Annotated in this window: 14 protein-coding genes; 9 read left to right on the top strand and 5 right to left on the bottom strand. The window is 32.2% G+C overall.

The features are described 5' to 3' along the window. Nucleotides 1–12: 12 nt before the first annotated feature. Together AB3G36_RS16745 and AB3G36_RS16740 are read right to left on the bottom strand one after the other, a co-directional pair. Nucleotides 13–1,557 carry a serine hydrolase gene (locus AB3G36_RS16745; RefSeq protein WP_367754692.1) on the bottom strand — a complete coding sequence of 515 codons (1,545 nt, stop codon included), beginning with the start codon at nucleotides 1,555–1,557 and terminating at the stop codon, nucleotides 13–15. 44 nt (nucleotides 1,558–1,601) lie between these two features. After that, nucleotides 1,602–2,387, bottom strand: coding sequence for a TrmH family RNA methyltransferase (locus tag AB3G36_RS16740; protein WP_367754690.1), 786 nt, complete (start codon nucleotides 2,385–2,387; stop codon nucleotides 1,602–1,604). Nucleotides 2,388–2,597: 210 nt separating this feature from the next. Here AB3G36_RS16740 and AB3G36_RS16735 point away from each other — a divergent pair, with 210 nt between their 5' ends. The 5 genes from AB3G36_RS16735 to AB3G36_RS16715 all read left to right on the top strand — a co-directional run bounded on the left by AB3G36_RS16735 (nucleotide 2,598) and on the right by AB3G36_RS16715 (nucleotide 7,636). After that, nucleotides 2,598–3,200: a trimeric intracellular cation channel family protein gene (locus AB3G36_RS16735; protein WP_367754688.1), complete on the top strand. Its 603-nt coding sequence runs from the start codon at nucleotides 2,598–2,600 to the stop codon at nucleotides 3,198–3,200. A gap of 36 nt (nucleotides 3,201–3,236) precedes the next feature. Next, a complete protein-coding gene (locus AB3G36_RS16730) occupies nucleotides 3,237–4,214 on the top strand; it encodes a GNAT family N-acetyltransferase (RefSeq protein ID WP_367754686.1) in 978 nt (325 codons plus the stop codon). A gap of 74 nt (nucleotides 4,215–4,288) precedes the next feature. Continuing rightward, the gene (locus AB3G36_RS16725; RefSeq protein WP_367754684.1) at nucleotides 4,289–5,395 is read left to right on the top strand and encodes a DegT/DnrJ/EryC1/StrS family aminotransferase; all 1,107 of its coding nucleotides are present in this window, start codon (nucleotides 4,289–4,291) and stop codon (nucleotides 5,393–5,395) included. 2 nt (nucleotides 5,396–5,397) lie between these two features. Beyond that, nucleotides 5,398–6,885: an oligosaccharide flippase family protein gene (locus AB3G36_RS16720; protein WP_367754682.1), complete on the top strand. Its 1,488-nt coding sequence runs from the start codon at nucleotides 5,398–5,400 to the stop codon at nucleotides 6,883–6,885. Then, nucleotides 6,878–7,636 (top strand): transferase, encoded by a 759-nt coding sequence (locus AB3G36_RS16715; RefSeq protein ID WP_367754681.1) that lies wholly within the window; start codon nucleotides 6,878–6,880, stop codon nucleotides 7,634–7,636. The genes AB3G36_RS16720 and AB3G36_RS16715 overlap by 8 nt, the downstream gene beginning before the upstream one ends. 4 nt (nucleotides 7,637–7,640) lie before the next feature. On the opposite strand, the gene AB3G36_RS16710 is transcribed toward AB3G36_RS16715, so the two are convergent. Then, nucleotides 7,641–8,522, bottom strand: a complete 882-nt coding sequence (locus AB3G36_RS16710) for a glycosyltransferase (RefSeq protein WP_367754679.1) — start codon at nucleotides 8,520–8,522, stop codon at nucleotides 7,641–7,643. Nucleotides 8,523–8,570: 48 nt separating this feature from the next. On the opposite strand from AB3G36_RS16710, the gene AB3G36_RS16705 reads away from it, so the two are divergent. From AB3G36_RS16705 to AB3G36_RS16695, 3 genes are read left to right on the top strand one after another with little or no spacing between them, the layout of a single operon-like run. Continuing rightward, entirely contained in the window at nucleotides 8,571–9,674 is a 1,104-nt protein-coding gene (locus tag AB3G36_RS16705; RefSeq protein WP_367754677.1) for a glycosyltransferase, read from the top strand. 3 nt (nucleotides 9,675–9,677) lie between these two features. Next, complete coding sequence (locus AB3G36_RS16700) at nucleotides 9,678–10,082, top strand: FdtA/QdtA family cupin domain-containing protein (RefSeq protein ID WP_367754675.1); 405 nt, start codon at nucleotides 9,678–9,680, stop codon at nucleotides 10,080–10,082. After that, nucleotides 10,079–11,176, top strand: coding sequence for a glycosyltransferase family 4 protein (locus AB3G36_RS16695; protein WP_367754673.1), 1,098 nt, complete (start codon nucleotides 10,079–10,081; stop codon nucleotides 11,174–11,176). The genes AB3G36_RS16700 and AB3G36_RS16695 overlap by 4 nt, the downstream gene beginning before the upstream one ends. On the opposite strand, the gene AB3G36_RS16690 is transcribed toward AB3G36_RS16695, so the two are convergent. Beyond that, nucleotides 11,173–12,060, bottom strand: coding sequence for a glycosyltransferase family 2 protein (locus AB3G36_RS16690; protein ID WP_367754671.1), 888 nt, complete (start codon nucleotides 12,058–12,060; stop codon nucleotides 11,173–11,175). The two genes, AB3G36_RS16695 and AB3G36_RS16690, sit on opposite strands and share 4 nt — an antisense overlap. Further along, nucleotides 12,060–12,743 carry a cell division ATP-binding protein FtsE gene (locus AB3G36_RS16685; RefSeq protein WP_367754669.1) on the bottom strand — a complete coding sequence of 228 codons (684 nt, stop codon included), beginning with the start codon at nucleotides 12,741–12,743 and terminating at the stop codon, nucleotides 12,060–12,062. The genes AB3G36_RS16690 and AB3G36_RS16685 overlap by 1 nt, the downstream gene beginning before the upstream one ends. 168 nt (nucleotides 12,744–12,911) lie before the next feature. Between AB3G36_RS16685 and AB3G36_RS16680 the strand changes: the two genes are divergently transcribed. Then, on the top strand, nucleotides 12,912–15,926 hold the full coding sequence (locus AB3G36_RS16680; RefSeq protein ID WP_367754667.1) for a tetratricopeptide repeat protein: 3,015 nt from the start codon (nucleotides 12,912–12,914) through the stop codon (nucleotides 15,924–15,926). Nucleotides 15,927–15,980 lie beyond the last annotated feature (54 nt).

The following is a 15,980-nucleotide window of genomic DNA, read 5'->3' as shown; positions in this document are numbered from 1 at the left end:
GCCTATTTAGCCTTATAATCGAATGAAATCTAAGTCTTGGAAATCATAGCTAAAATCAGTCAATTCAGATATCGGATTCATTTTGAGTGTAGTAGCTTTTCCTGTTGCGTCAAATTTGAAAAAGAGATGGGCATCGGCATGAAAATAAGCATTATTCCATTTCACAACATAGTTCCCTTCTTTATAGAAAAACACCTCTCCTTTTAGTTGCGAAGAACGCTTGGATTCAAAGAATAATTTTCCTTTTTTTTCACTAACGACCACTTCTCCAAACCAATTGTCTTTGTAAGTGCCTAGAATTCCTTTATAATCGGGTTTTAAATTGTCTTTTTTATTTTTGGCAACGGTAGCCCAAACTTCATCTGTTACTTTATCGGCAGAGTCTTCATGTTCCTTCATTCGACTACTATACAGCGTTACATAATCCTCCGACTTGACATCTAGGTAACTATCTTTTATTGTATTGGTTATAGCGCTAAATGCGGCACCCGATTGTTGGTTAGTCAAAACAATGATTCCTAATTGTAACTCCGGAATATAAGTAGTTTGAGTAACTATTCCTTCTAATCCTCCAGTGTGTGTCACTTGTTTGTATCCTTTTACATCACTTAAAAACCAACCTAATCCATAACCGTTAAAGTGAGTATTGTAAGGCGCTCTTGTTTTAGTTGGAATAATCGTTTGCAATTGCCACATTTCATCGTGTTCTTTTTCGGAGAACAATTGTTTATTTTCGGGACCGTATTTTCCATTATTCATTTGCATAATGGCCCATTTACTCAAATCATTTACACTAGAATAAATTCCAGCTGCAGCATCGAATAATTGGTTTTGGTATCTTTTAATGACTTTCAACTTCCCATTAATAGGAACATGCGGAGCAATAATATTTGTAGTGTCTTTTAAACGAACATAGGAAGCTGCGCTATTGTTCATTTCCAATGGCTTCATGATGCGCTCTTCAATAAAATCGCACCAACTTTTACCACTAACTACATGAATTACTTCTCCTGCAACGATGTATAACAGATTATCATAATCATATTTAGTTCTAAATGGAGAAACGGGTTTTAAATATTGTAGGTTCACGATAATATCTTGAGCCGTAAAATTACTACCGTCAGGCCAAATCATTAAATCTCCTGCTCCTAAACCCAAACCACTTCTATGAGTTAATAAATCGCGAATAGTGAATTCTTGAGTTACATAATCATTATACATCTTAAATTTAGGAAGGTATTTGATGACTTTGTCATCCCAGTTTATTTTTCCTTCATCCACTAAAATAGCTAACGAAGCACTTGTAAAAGCTTTACTGTTGGAAGCAATGCCAAAAAGCGTATTGGCATCGACTTTTTCTTCGGTGTCAATAGATTTTACGCCATATCCCTTGGCTAATACTATTTTTCCGTCTTTTACAATGGCTACAGCAATTCCTGGGACATTAAAAGCAGTTAAAGTACGATTGACTAATTGATCAACCTCAGATGCTGTAATTTGGGCAAATGAGAATGTGGTTGCAATTAAAGTGACAGCAACGAATAATTTATTTTTCATACTATTTTATTTTAGAAAATATATTTTGTTATTGACTCTATAATTTAAAATCCTCTTTGTCTTTTGGCTTCAAAAATTAAAATCGCAGCAGCTACAGAAACGTTCATGCTGTCAATTTCACCTTGCATCGGAATGATGATATTCTGTGTAGCGGCATCACGCCATTCTTGGGTCAAACCAGTAGCCTCCGTACCCACAACTAAAGCGGTGGGAGTAGTGTAGTTTTGGGTATGGTAAGAAGTGGAGTTTTGTAAGGTGGCACAATAGAAATTAATGTTTCTTTCTTTCAAAAAAGTAATAATTTCTGTTGTTGTACCAGTCGCAATTTGATTGGTAAATAAGCAACCCACGCTAGAACGAACAATGTTTGGGTTGTATAAATCGCTTTTTGGGTTGGCTATAATTACAGCATCCAGATTCGCAGCATCAGCGGTACGCAATAAAGCACCAATATTTCCTGGTTTTTCGGGTGCTTCGGCAACTAGTATTAATGGGTTTTCTGAAAACTTCAAATCAGTCAATTGCATCGATTTTGTTTTGGCTACAGCCAAAATACCTTCGGTAGTATCGCGATACGCTAGTTTTTGAAAAACATCCTTATTAATTTCGATTAATTCGGTATTTGATGCTAATTTTTTAGCTTCATATTCAGAACAAATTTCAGGATAAAACAAAACCGTTTCTAGTTCATATCCTCCTTTTATAGCTATTTCAATTTCTCTTTTACCTTCAATTATAAAAGTGCCAGTTTGCTTGCGATTTTTCGCTTTTTCTTGTAATAATACCAAAGATTTTATGAATGGATTTTGAATAGAAGTGATTTGTTTCAAGAGATTCTAAAATTTAATTATTATATAGGAAACAAATATACACAGAGAAAATGCAGAATTATAAATTTAAAATAGAATATTTAGCAATCTAAAAGGATAAAGTGGATTTAAGTTTTTAATTACCATTTTTCACCACTAATTTTAATTAATTTTGTCCCAATTGTTTTTTTGAGCAATTGCATTTCTTCAATTTAAAATCCAAAAGATTTCATGTTTCATTTATTAGATATTATAGGAACCTTAGCTTTTGCTATGTCAGGAGCATTAACGGCCATGAGTAAAAAAATGGATGCTTTTGGCGTTTTTATTATTGCTTTTGTAACTGCTGTTGGAGGAGGAACTTTACGTGATGTCTTGATTGGGAGAACACCAGTGGGATGGATGGTCGATTTAGAGTACGTTTATATAATAGGGGTAGCTTTTGTTTTAGCTATCGTTTTCAGAAAGAAATTTGATCGATTACGAACGTCCTTGTTTTTATTTGATACAATTGGGCTAGGTGTTTTTACTTTAATTGGTCTCGAAAAAGGAATCGGTATTGGTTTACACCCTTTGATATGTATAGCTTTAGGTACAATGACAGCTTGTTTTGGTGGAGTTATTCGGGATATTTTATGTACGGAAATCCCCGTAATTTTCAGAAAAGAAATTTATGCTACTATTTGTATTCTTGGAGGAGTCGTCTTTTTTATCCTGAAAAAATTTAATCTTAATGATGATTTTTTATATCTAATAACTTCGCTGGTCATTATTTCGGTGCGATTGATGGCGGTTAAATTCAAATGGTATTTGCCTACTTTTGAAAGTAAATAAAAAATTAGTTACTTTCACGAAGTTTAAAAATTAATTGTGATTAAATACACCGTCAAACAATACCTAGAAAGTGATTATGGTAATTGGAATAGTTTTATTGGTGAAGCCAAAAATGCTACTTTCCTTTTTCATCGTGATTTTATGGACTATCATAAAGATCGATTTCAAGATAATTCTTTAGTAATTTTGAATGGTGATACTTGGGTAGCCGTTCTTCCTGCCAATAGCGTTGGTAATGTGGTTCATTCTCATCAAGGATTGACTTATGGAGGATTAGTATATACTGAAAAAACGATCTTAGCTTCGGTTGTTGCTATTTTTAAGAGTGTTTTGGCTTTTTTAAATGAAAATAAAATCGAAAAATTAATTTTAAAAACAACGCCTTCCATTTACCATAAAAAACCAGCCGAGGAATTGCTTTATGCTTTGTTTTTGGCTGAAGCCAAATTAATTCGCAGAGATACCTTATCCGTAATTGATTTAAAAAAGGAATTTTCTTTTTCGAAAATTAGAAAAAGAGGGATTCAAAAAGGGATAAAGTTGGGATTAGAGATTAAAGAAGAAACGGATTTCGAATCTTTTTGGGCCGAAATATTGATTCCTAATTTAGCAAATCGTCATAATGCAAAACCAGTCCATTCCTTAGAAGAAATTACACGATTAAAAAAAGATTTCCCTACTAATATTAGACAGTTCAATGTGTGTTATCAAGGAAAAATAGTGGCTGGGACTACTGTTTTTGAAACTGAAACGGTGGTGCATTGTCAATACATATCCAAATTTGAAAAAGACGAAAACCTAGGGAGTTTGGATTTTTTATATGATTATTTAATTCATAAAGTATTTGCTGAAAAACGATTTTTTGATTTTGGAGTTTCGAATGAAGCCCAAGGGAAAAAACTCAATGAAGGGTTATCTTACTGGAAAGAAAGTTTTGGTGCCAGCACGATAGTTCATGATTTCTATGAAGTGGATACAATTAATTATTCCAAATTGGAGAACATATTAGTATAAAACCTTTTTTAATCAATACAATTTCGGCAATTTTAAACCTTAAACCTTAAACCTTAAACCTTAAACCTTTTTAAATGATACCATTTCTGGATTTAAAAAAAATCAATGCACAATATGAAACTGCTTTTCAAGATAATTTGAAATCGGTTTTAGATAGTAGTTGGTATATTTTAGGAAATGAAGTAAAGGAATTTGAGACTAATTTTGCCCAGTTTTGTAAATCAGAATATTGCATAGGAGTAGGGAATGGTTTTGATGCTTTGGTATTAATTTTTAAAGGCTATATTCAGCTGGGTAAATTGCAAAAAGGAGACGAAGTTATTGTGCCCGCGAATACTTATATAGCAAGTATTTTGGCGATTCTAGAAGCCGATTTAGTTCCAGTTTTAGTCGAGCCAAAGTTGGAAACCTACAATCTTAATCCTGACTTGATTGAAGAAAAAATCACTTCAAAAACCAGAGCCATTCTAGCTGTTCATTTATATGGGCAACTAGCAGAAATGAATCAGATAAATGAAGTCGCTTTTGCTAATGATTTATTGGTAATTGAAGATGCTGCTCAGTCTCATGGCGCTTTTTTTGAGGTCGAAAGTCAAAAGTCGAAAGTCGAAAGCGGGAATACCCAAGCGTACAGTTTTTACCCAGGGAAAAACCTAGGCGCTTTGGGAGATGGAGGAGCGGTAGTTACTAATGACGAAGAACTGGCAAAAGTAGTTTCAACACTTAGAAACTATGGTTCTGAAACTAAATATTATACTGATTATATAGGAGTAAATTCAAGATTGGATGAATTACAAGCCGCTTTTTTGAATGTGAAATTACCGCATTTAGATGCTGAGAATGATAAGCGAAGAGCAATTGCCAAACGCTATTTATCAGAAATTAAAAACGATAAAGTTGTGCTTCCATTTTGGGATTTGTCTTCAAATCATGTTTTTCATTTGTTTGTTATTCGAACAAAAAATAGAGCCGAATTACAAGCTTACTTATTGGAAAACAGAATAGAAACCGTAATTCATTATCCTATTCCAGCACACAAACAAAAGGCGTTGAAAAACTGGAATGAATGGTCATTTCCTATGACAGAGAAAATTCATGATGAGGTATTGAGTTTGCCTTTAAATCCAGTTTTGACAACGGAAGAGGTTGATTTTGTTATTGTAACTCTAAATAACTATTAGAGATGACAGACCAAAAATCCTCCTATCTCCAAATTTTAAAAACGACCTCGCTTTTTGGTGGTGTACAGTTTTTAAATATTATCATTTCGATAATTCGTACTAAGCTGATAGCTGTTTTTATTGGTCCAGCCGGAATGGGAATTATTGCATTGCTAAATTCAGCAATAAACACAATAAATGGTGCTACTAGTTTAGGAATTGAAACGAGCGCGGTCAAACACATTTCTGGAGATTATAAAGAGAATGACTTAAAAAGTGTTTCAAGAATTGTGACAATTGTTAGAAAATTGGTTTTGATTACGGGAATATTTGGAACGTTATTAACTGTGGTTTTTTCTTCTTGGTTGAGCACATTTACTTTTGGGAATACCCACTATGCGACTGCTTTTATTTTTATTTCAATTACAGTTTTGTTCAGGCAACTTAGCTCGGGTCAATTAGTAGTTTTGCAAGGATTGAGAAAAATGCGTCTTTTGGCCAAAGCCAATTTTTATGGCAATTTATTGGGGTTGTTGGTCTCAATTCCGTTGTATTATTGTTATCGAATTGACGCTATAATACCCACAATCATAGTGGTGTCTTTATCAGCTTTAGTGTTTTCATTTTTCTTTTCGAACCAATTGGGAATACAAAAGGAAGTGATAAATACCAGGCAAGTAATCAGTGAAGGAAAAAGTGTTGTTAGATTAGGAATTCTTTTAACCATAAGTGGATTATTCACTTTAGTGACAACTTATTTAATTCAAATTTATATTGGGAAAACAGGCGGATTAGAAGAAGTAGGATTGTACAATGCAGGTTTTACGTTACTAAACTCCTATGTTGGGATTATTTTTACAGTCATGAGCACCGATTATTTTCCAAGACTATCTGCCATAAGTGAGGATAACGAGAAAGTAAGAGAAAGCGTAATGCAGCAATCTTATATTTCGATTTTAATAATAACGCCAATCATTATTTTGTTCCTCACTTTTATTCCTTTGATTGTAAAAGTTATTTATACCGATACATTTAATTTGATAATTCCGATGGTTTGTTTTGGAATAATAGGGATGCTTTTTAGAGCTGTTTCTTGGTCGATGGGTTTTGTTTTAATTGCAAAAGGCGATTCCAAAATGTTTTTGCGAACTGCTATTGGTTTTAATGTTATATCTTTGTTATTGAATATTTTAGGTTATACGTACTATGGATTGGAAGGACTTGGTTTCAGCTTTTTAATCTATTATATCATTCATTTTGTAGGATTAAAAATCATTTCCAAAAAAAGGTATGGGCTGTATTTTGAAAAAGAGTTTTACCTTACTTATCTCGTTTGTATTTTTCTATGCGGTATTACTTTTTTATTGAGATATATACCAAATCCGATTGTAAAATACAGTTTAATGTTTATCATGATTTTGGTTTCCGTTAGTTATGTGTTGTTTCACATCAATAAAAAAATGGAGTTGAAATCCGTTTTTAATGCTTTAATCAAGAAAAAAAATGGCTGATATTATTAAAAATCAATATGATAAATTGCGATTGTTTTTTTACAAAATACGATTTTACTATTCCGTAAATTGGACAAAAACACTCTATTTTAATTTTAAAAAATTCCCTTTTGCAACAGCAAAAAAGTTACCTGTATTTTTTTATGGAAAAGTAAAACTTACTTTGATTACTGGCGAAATTGAAATTGCGGCACCCATACAAAGAGGGATGATTGGTTTTGGTCAAGATTATGAAATGAATACAGTGGCTAGCGGAATCGCAGAAATTAATATCACTGGTAAATTAGTTTTTAAAGGGCAGGTGCAATTTGGTAAGGACTATTTTATTTATGTGGGTAAAGATGGGTATTGTGAATTAGGGCATATGGCTTCTTTGGGTTCCAATTCAAAATTAACATGTATAGAAAAAGTGGTTTTAGGTGATTATGCTCGTTTTGGACCGGAATCTCAGATTATTGATACTAATTTTCATCAAATGATTGACACAAGTACGGGTGAGCGCTACAAAATCACTAATGCCATTCATATTGGAAACTATAATTATGTAGGAGGAAGAGTGTCAATTATGGCGGGAACGCATACACCAGATTATTGTACAATAGCCTCTAATAGTTTGTGCAATAAAGATTATTCACAACTCGAGCAAAATTGTTTATTGGCAGGAATGCCAGCAAAATTGATACGAACTAATATTTCAAGAGATTGGGATGGAGAACGAAATGCTTTGGATGCTTATTTAACCGTTCATTAACGCTTTATATAAATGAAAATCGAAGTCTTATTTCTAGAAAAATATATTTAGATAGTAAGTCGAAATCTTGATTTTTATAGGCTAAAATCATCTCGAAATGAACGCGTTTTAATAGCGCTTTATTTTCTGTTTTAGAGCGATTGAGGAGCATTGCTTTTTTCAAAATAACATAAGTCGAATGGTTGATTTTGTTTTTTTTCTTATAAAAATCGGTTCCCATAGAATTAAATACGATTCTTTTTTGAATCAGAATTTCATCAATAAAATCGAATGAATAGTTTCGAGAAGAACGAATCCAAAAATCCAAATCTTCATAAGCTAGGGTTCCATCATATCCTTTTAGATCCTCAAAAACTGATTTTTTAATCATACTGCTAACAGAACAAATGCTATTTCCACCAGCAAGAACTGAGGCGTAAATGTCACCTGTTACTCGTTTTTGAATTACTTTTTTATCTTCGTTTACTGCAAAATAATAGGAGTCAAAAAGCCCTTTTTTAGTGATCAAAGCCGCATTACCGTAAACGATTCCTAGATTTTTATAGTTGCTGTTTTCAAAAGTATTGACTTGAAGACTTACACAATTGGGAAGCAAAACATCATCAGCCGCCAAATCAATAATGTATTTTCCTTTGGCTAGTTTCAACCCTTTATTAAATGCTTTTGTAATCCCTAAGTTAGTTTTATTAGTTATAAATTGTATCTCTGGATGGTCAACTATCCATTTCTCAATTGTAGTTTTAGAATTATCGGTACTGCAATCATCAATAATAATAAGTTCAATGTTTTTGTACTCTTGTTTGATAACAGATTCTAAGCTTTCCAATACAAACGCTTCCTGATTGTAGCACAAGCAAATAATGGTAACTAATGCTTTATCTTGCATATCTTTTTAAAAGAGTTATATATTTGATACGAAAATAAGAAATCGATAATGATATTGCCTAACAAAAAATATAAAATTGCTTTAATTGGTTACCGTTTGAGCGGTGGCGGAGGTGATAAAGTGATGGCGAATTTGTCTCTTTTTTTCGAAAGTAAAGGTATCGACGTTCATATCATTATAGTTATCGACGAAGTTTCTTTCCCCTATGCTGGGAAGTTGGTGAATTTAGGCCTGTTAAAAAACAATTCTAATGGAGTTCTCAATAAATTCAAGCGATTAACGGCTTTGCGAAAGTACTTAACAAACAATGATTTTGATTTTATTATTGATTTTAGGTTTAGAACTAAGGTGGTTCAAGAACTTCTTATTTCTCGATTGATTTACAATGCCAAAACCATATTTACAGTTCATAGTTTTTTGATTGACCATTATATGCCAAATAATTCATGGTTGACACGATGTATGTACAATCGTTCTTATGCGAATGTGGCTCTTGTTCCAGATATGAAAGTACAAATAGAAAAAAGGCATGATTTAAAAAATGTAGTTACTATTGCCAATCCAGTTAACTTTGTTGAAATTAATGAAAAGAATACCGAAAATATTGATATTGCATTTGATTATATTATTGCTATTGGGCAGTTTGAAAATCCCATTAAACAGTTTGATCAATTGATTTCGAGTTATGGTAATAGTGTTTTGTCTAAAAAACAAATTCATCTTTTGATTTTGGGTGAAGGAGATAAAACACTATTGGGAATGGAAGTTGAAAAAGTAAAAATGGAAGAATTTGTTCATTTTTTAGGGTATCAAGTGAATCCTTATAACTATTTGAAAAAAGCTAAATTCCTGGTGTTATCTAGTAAAAATGAAGGTATGCCAAATGTTATCTTGGAGTCTTTGGCTTGTGGCACTCCTGTAGTTTCTTTTGATTGCCCTTCTGGTCCAAAAGAATTGATATCCAATCGTGAAAATGGAATTTTGGTTGAAAACCAGAATTGGCAAAAACTGACCGGCGCCATGAATGAAATGATAACGGATGACTCTTTATATCAATATTGCAAGCAAAACTCAGTTGAGAGTATTAGTCCGTTTCTATTAGAAAATATCGGGCAACAATGGTTAGATTTGATGAAAATTAGTACAGAGTAAAAAATGAGAAAACTAGAAGCAATTCAATTTGTAAAAATCCCAGTTGTAGAAGATATGCGTGGGAATTTAGGGTTTGTTCAAAAAGATATTTTACCGTTTGAATTCAAACGGGTTTATTATCTTTTTGATGTGCCAAGCAATGCTTTTAGAGGGGGGCATTCACATATTGAACAACAAGAAGTATTAATCGCTTTGAGCGGAAGTTTCGAAGTAGTGCTCAATGACGGATTCGAAAAAAAATCATTTGTATTGAATAAACCCAATATTGGATTATACATTCCAAACGGAATTTGGAGAGAATTGGAGAATTTTTCCTCTGGTGCTGTTTGTTTGGTTTTGGCCTCAGATGAATTTATTGAGGAAGATTATATTAGGGATTTTGATGAATTTATGAGTTCTAAAAAATGAGACTTCTCTATATCGTTCCCAGTTGTAATACTGAAGGAGGCGTAGCACGAGTGCTTTCGGTGAAAACAAATAGTCTTATTGAGAAATGGGGATATGAGATTCATATTCTTACCCAAAATGATGGAAATGCGAGTCCTTTTTATAATTTTAATTCAGGAATTGTTTTCCACGATATGATTTTAAAAGGTAGTGTTTTTCAGTTTTTTAAGGGTTATGTAAACAATCTAAAACGCCAAATTACAATTATAAAACCTGATGTTGTAGTAGTTTGTGATAATGGTTTAAAAGCATTTACAGTTCCATTTTTTCTCAATTCAAATATCCCTTTGGTGTTTGAATGTCATGGTTCAAAATACATACAAGAAAATGAAATGAAGGCTCCCTTTTTTTTCAGAGGAATTCAATTTTTTAAATATAAATTCAAAAATTTGGGAGCACAAAAATACAAGCGATTTGTGGCTTTGTCCAATGAGAGTTTACAAGAATGGGATGTGTTGAACTACATTATTATTCCTAATCCATCTTGGCTGAAAGTTACCACCGACAATCCATTAGAAAATAAAAAAGTAATTACAGTTGCTAGGAATTCTTATGAAAAAGGGCTGGATCGATTGCTATTAATTTGGCAAAAAACGGCACTAAAACATCCTGACTGGATTCTAGAAATATATGGTGATGGGTTAAAAAAATTGGAGGCTGTTGTTGAGAAATTAAATATTAATGCTACAGTAAGGTTAAATAAACCAGTTGTAAATATTGAAGAAAAATACAATCAAGCTTCCGTGTTTGTAATGACTTCCCGTTTTGAAGGATTTCCTATGGTTCTTATTGAAGCAATGGCTTCGGGTTTACCTTGTATTGCTTATGATTGTCCCGTAGGTCCAAGGGCAATTATTACAAATGAGCACAATGGAATTCTTGTTCAGGAAGGGAAGGAGCAATTTTTTGTAGATAAACTAAGTATGCTTATTGAAGATACTTCTTTAAGAAAACAGCTAGGAATAAACGCCCGTGAATCAGTTGCCAATTATGATTTAGATATTATAATGTTACAATGGAATGCACTTTTTGAAAATGTTGTAAAAAATAATTAGCTTCTTTTAATCGTACAGAAATAGCCAATTCGAAACAACGTAAAAACAACTAAATTAGGATTGTTTCCTTTCAAGTTTTTTATTAAACTTTTTTCGAAAAAAAGATAGCTTTGAGATATTAGATAAGTTAATTTTAAATTGTTCAGCCACTCAAATAACAAAATTAATTTTACAAAGGCACCGTCAATTTGTCGATTTTGATATAGAAGCATTAAATTTTCTAAAGCTTCTTTTGTTTTTTTTATATAAACTAAGTTTGTATCAATGTCGCCGTGATGTACAGGGTTCTCAATATGGTCCACTTTTACTTGTAATAAAGCTAACTGAAAAGAAATCTGGGTGTCGTCATGACCATATTTAATGATTTTTTTGTCAAATTTTACTTTGTTAAAACATTTTTTTTTAATCAAAGTATTATTAAAAAGCAAAGATTTGTAGGGAGTTTTTTTTCGATTTAAGGTTGGTTTATCTTCTATAAATTTACCGTATTTCCATCTTAGTTTTTGAAGATTTGAAGGGCATTTTTCAGGATGTAATCGGCCACCATAAATTACATCAGCATCATGAATATTCTCCACGTAATTTTGGATATAATTGCTATTCAAAATTATGGAATCACCATCAATGAAAAGTAAATTGTCGAATTTAGATTTTTCGGCTAGCGAATTTCTGTTTTCGCGATGGGCAATATTTTTATCTAATGAAATAAAATTACAATTTGGAAGTAAACTTATATTTTCATTGAACTGGTTTAGTGGTGATTGAGAGGCGTCATCCTGACATAAAATCTCAAAATCAATTTCACATTTCATGCATTGCTTTTGCAATTCCTGAACTAAAGGATAGGCATTGTAATTGTATATTGGAATAAGTATGGAGAGCATTACACTGTTCTTTGAACGACTTCAAAGATTTTAGTGTCTTCACATTTCAATGTTTTCGATGGAAATTTCATTAATAAGGCATAATCATGCGTTGCCATTATAATTGTTTTTCCATTAGCATTAATGCTTCTTAAAACTTCAAGAACTTCGGCACTTGTTTGTGGGTCAAGGTTACCAGTAGGTTCATCTGCAAGTATCAATTCAGGATCGTTAAGTAAAGCTCTAGCAATAGCGACACGTTGTTGTTCACCACCCGAAATTTGATGTGGCATTTTCATTGCGTAGGCTTTCATTCCTACTTTGTCTAAAACCTCGTCAATTTTACGATCCATTTCATTTTTATCAACCCATCCTGTCGCTTTAAGGACAAATAACATATTGTCTTTGATTGAGCGATCGGGCAATAATTTGAAATCTTGAAATACGATACCAATTTTTCTTCTTAAAAAAGGAATGTCATCTTCTTTTAAAGTAACCAAGTCAAAATCGACTATATGTCCTTCGCCTTCAGTCAAAGGCATATCAGCATAAAGTGTTTTCATTAAGCTACTCTTACCTGATCCTGTTTTTCCGATGATGTATAAAAATTCACCATGGTTTACTTCCAAGTTTACATTAGATAAAATTACTTTATCTTCTTGATAAATGGTTACGTTTTTTAAAGACAGTACAGTTTGAGACATAATTGAAAAATTGTTTATTGGGTAAAAGTAATTATCAATTGTCAATTATCAATTATCAATTCTAATTTTTTTTATTTTTTGTTAAAACATTTGTTCATAATAAAAGGGAATAACAATTCGTTATACCCGTTAGTTATAATACTTTTGAATATCAAAAAAACAAACAAAATGCGTAAACTCTCTTGGCTTTTTCTTTTAATGATTTTTGTAGGCACTTTTACTGTTTCTGCTCAAAAATCAATAATATATACTCATGAATTAAAAGATTTTAATAAGGCAATTTCCTTATTTAATGACAATCAATTTGCTTCAGCCCAAATTATTTTTGAAAAAGTAAAGTTGGAAACTACAAATGAAGAAATCAAATCAGATTGTTCTTATTATGATGCATCTTGTGCTATTCGTTTGAATCAAGCGAATGCGGATGTTTTGATGGAGAAATTTGTTGAAGATTATCCAACAAGTGCTAAGAGCAATCAAGCTTTTATAGAAGTAGCGCATTATTATTTTGAACAAGGAAATTATCCTCAAGCCCTAAAATGGTTTGAAAAAGTAGATGAGAGCCAATTAACATATAAAGAGCGCGATAAATTTAATTTCCAAAAAGGGTATGCTTTTTTTAATTCTAAAAATAAAAAAGAGGCTACCACTTATTTTAATAAAGTGGTAAATTCATCTGAATATGGTTCTCAAGCTAAATACTACTTGGGTTTTATAGCCTATGAAGGAGATGATTATAAAGAAGCGACCAAATATTTTGATGCGGTTTCAGGCGAAGAAAAGTACAAAGAAAAACTGTCTTACTATCAGGCCGATATGAATTTTAAATTAGGAAATTTTCAAAAAGCAATTGATTTAGGACAAAAGGCAATGTCAAAGTCGAACGCATTGGAAAAGTCTGAATTAAATAAAATCATTGGAGAAAGTTATTTTAATTTAAAACAATATGATAAAGCCATCCCTTATTTAGCGGATTATAAAGGTAAAAAAGGAAGATGGAACAATACTGATTTTTACCAATTGGGATACGCGTATTACAAGCAAAATGATTTTGAAAATGCGATTTCTCAATTCAATAAAATCATAAATGGTAAAGATTTTGTAGCGCAAAATGCCTACTACCATTTAGGGCAAAGCTATTTAAATTTAGATCAAAAACAACAAGCGTTGAATGCGTTTAAAAATGCTTCCGAAATGACATTTGATGCTTCTATCCAAGAAGACGCTAGTTTAAATTATGCGAAATTGAGTTATGAAATAGGGAATTCATATCAAACTGTTCCTCAGGTTTTACTGGATTTTATAAAAAAATACCCAAACAATGCAAGTCGTCCAGTAGTCGAAAAACTGTTAATCGATTCTTATATTTCTTCTAAAAATTACAAAGAAGCCTTGGTTTTATTAGAAAAAAATAGAGGGCCAGAAAATAAATTGGCGTATCAAAAAGTGACTTTCTATAGAGGTTTAGAGCTTTATGCAGACAGAAATTATCAAGAAGCGGCCAAGATGTTTAAGAAATCAATAGACGGTCAAATTGATGCAGATTTTACAGCCAGAGCTACTTTTTGGAAAGCAGAAACCGAGTATGTTCAAGATGATTACAATAATGCTTTGTTGAGTTATAAGCAGTTTGTAAATGGGCCTCGTGCGTCTTCGGCATCAGAATATAAAAACAGCAATTATAATATTGCTTACACTTATTTTAAATTGAAAGAGTACGATCAAGCGGCTACCTATTTTCAAAATCAGATTGATAAAGTGAAAGACGATAAAGTGAGATTGAATGATTCTTATTTGCGTTTAGGTGATTGCCGATTTGTTAGTTCTAAATATTGGCCAGCAATGGAAGCATACAATAAAGTAATTGAATCAAAAGGGGTGGATGCAGATTATGCCTATTATCAAAAAGCAATTTGTTATGGTTTTGTATCTAAAAATGACACGAAAATTGAAGAATTGAATTCGTTCTTACAAATGTATCCAAAATCAAGTTACCGTGATGATGCCATGTATGAATTAGCCAATACGTATGTAGCGGCAAACAAACAAGATTTGGCTTTAAAAACATTTGATCGATTAATTGGGGAGTACAAAAACGGAAGCTATACTGCAAAATCAATATTGCGTCAAGGTTTGATTTACTACAATTCAGATAAAAGTGAACAAGCTTTAACTAAGTTTAAAAAAGTAGTGGCTGATTTTCCTAAAACTCCCGAAGCACTTGAAGCCGTTTCAACTGCTAGATTGATATATGTTGATGGTGGGAGAGTTAATGAGTATGCTACTTGGGTGAGAACCTTAGACTTTGTGGCGGTTACTGATGCGGATTTGGATAATGACTCGTATGAGTCAGCTTTGAAACAATTTGAGCAAAATAATAATAGGCAGGCCATTTCTGGATTTAGTGCTTATATTTCTAGTTTTCCAAGAGGAATTCATTCACTTCAAGCTAATTTTTATTTGGCGCAAACCTATTTCTCTGAAGGACAAAAAGACAAATCGGTGGCTAATTATCAATATGTAATTAGTGAACCTAGAAGTGAATTTACGGAACAGTCTTTGGCAAGATTATCCCAAGTGTTATTGGATAACAATCAAAAAGATAAAGCAATTCCAGTTTTAATTCGTTTAGAAAACGAATCGGATTTTCCTCAAAACAAAGTATTTGCTCAATCAAACTTAATGAAGTGTTATTACGATAAAAAGGACTATGGAAATTCTGTTATTTATGCGGATAAAGTATTAAGTAATCCTAAAACAGATGATAATGTTCGTTCGGATGCGCAAATTATTATTGCTCGTTCAGCAATGCAAACTGGTGATGAAGCTAAAGCGAGAGCGGGATATGCAAAAGTGCTGACCATTGCTAAAGGAGAACTAGCCGCTGAAGCATTATATTATGATGCCTATTTTAAAAATAAAGATTCAAAATATGAAGCTTCCAATGTGACGATTCAAAAATTAGCCAAAAATTATTCTAGTTATAGATTTTATGGATCGAAAGGATTGATTCTAATGGCGAAAAACTTTTATGGACTAAAAGATAGTTTTCAAGCGACTTATATTTTAGAAAATGTGATTAAAAATTTCACTGATTTTTCAGATGTAGTTGCTGAGGCGCAAAATGAATTAGATAGAATTAAAGCCGAAGAGTCTAAAACAAATTCATCAATAACCAATTAGGAATATTTAAAACAACTGTGATGATGCCGTTGTTGTGAATTTAAAAATTATTAA

The sequence above is a fragment of the Flavobacterium sp. WC2430 genome, from assembly GCF_040822075.1.
Taxonomy (GTDB): Bacteria; Bacteroidota; Bacteroidia; order Flavobacteriales; family Flavobacteriaceae; genus Flavobacterium.
Note: the sequence above shows the minus strand (reverse complement) of the source record. Positions and strands in the feature narration are given on the sequence as shown.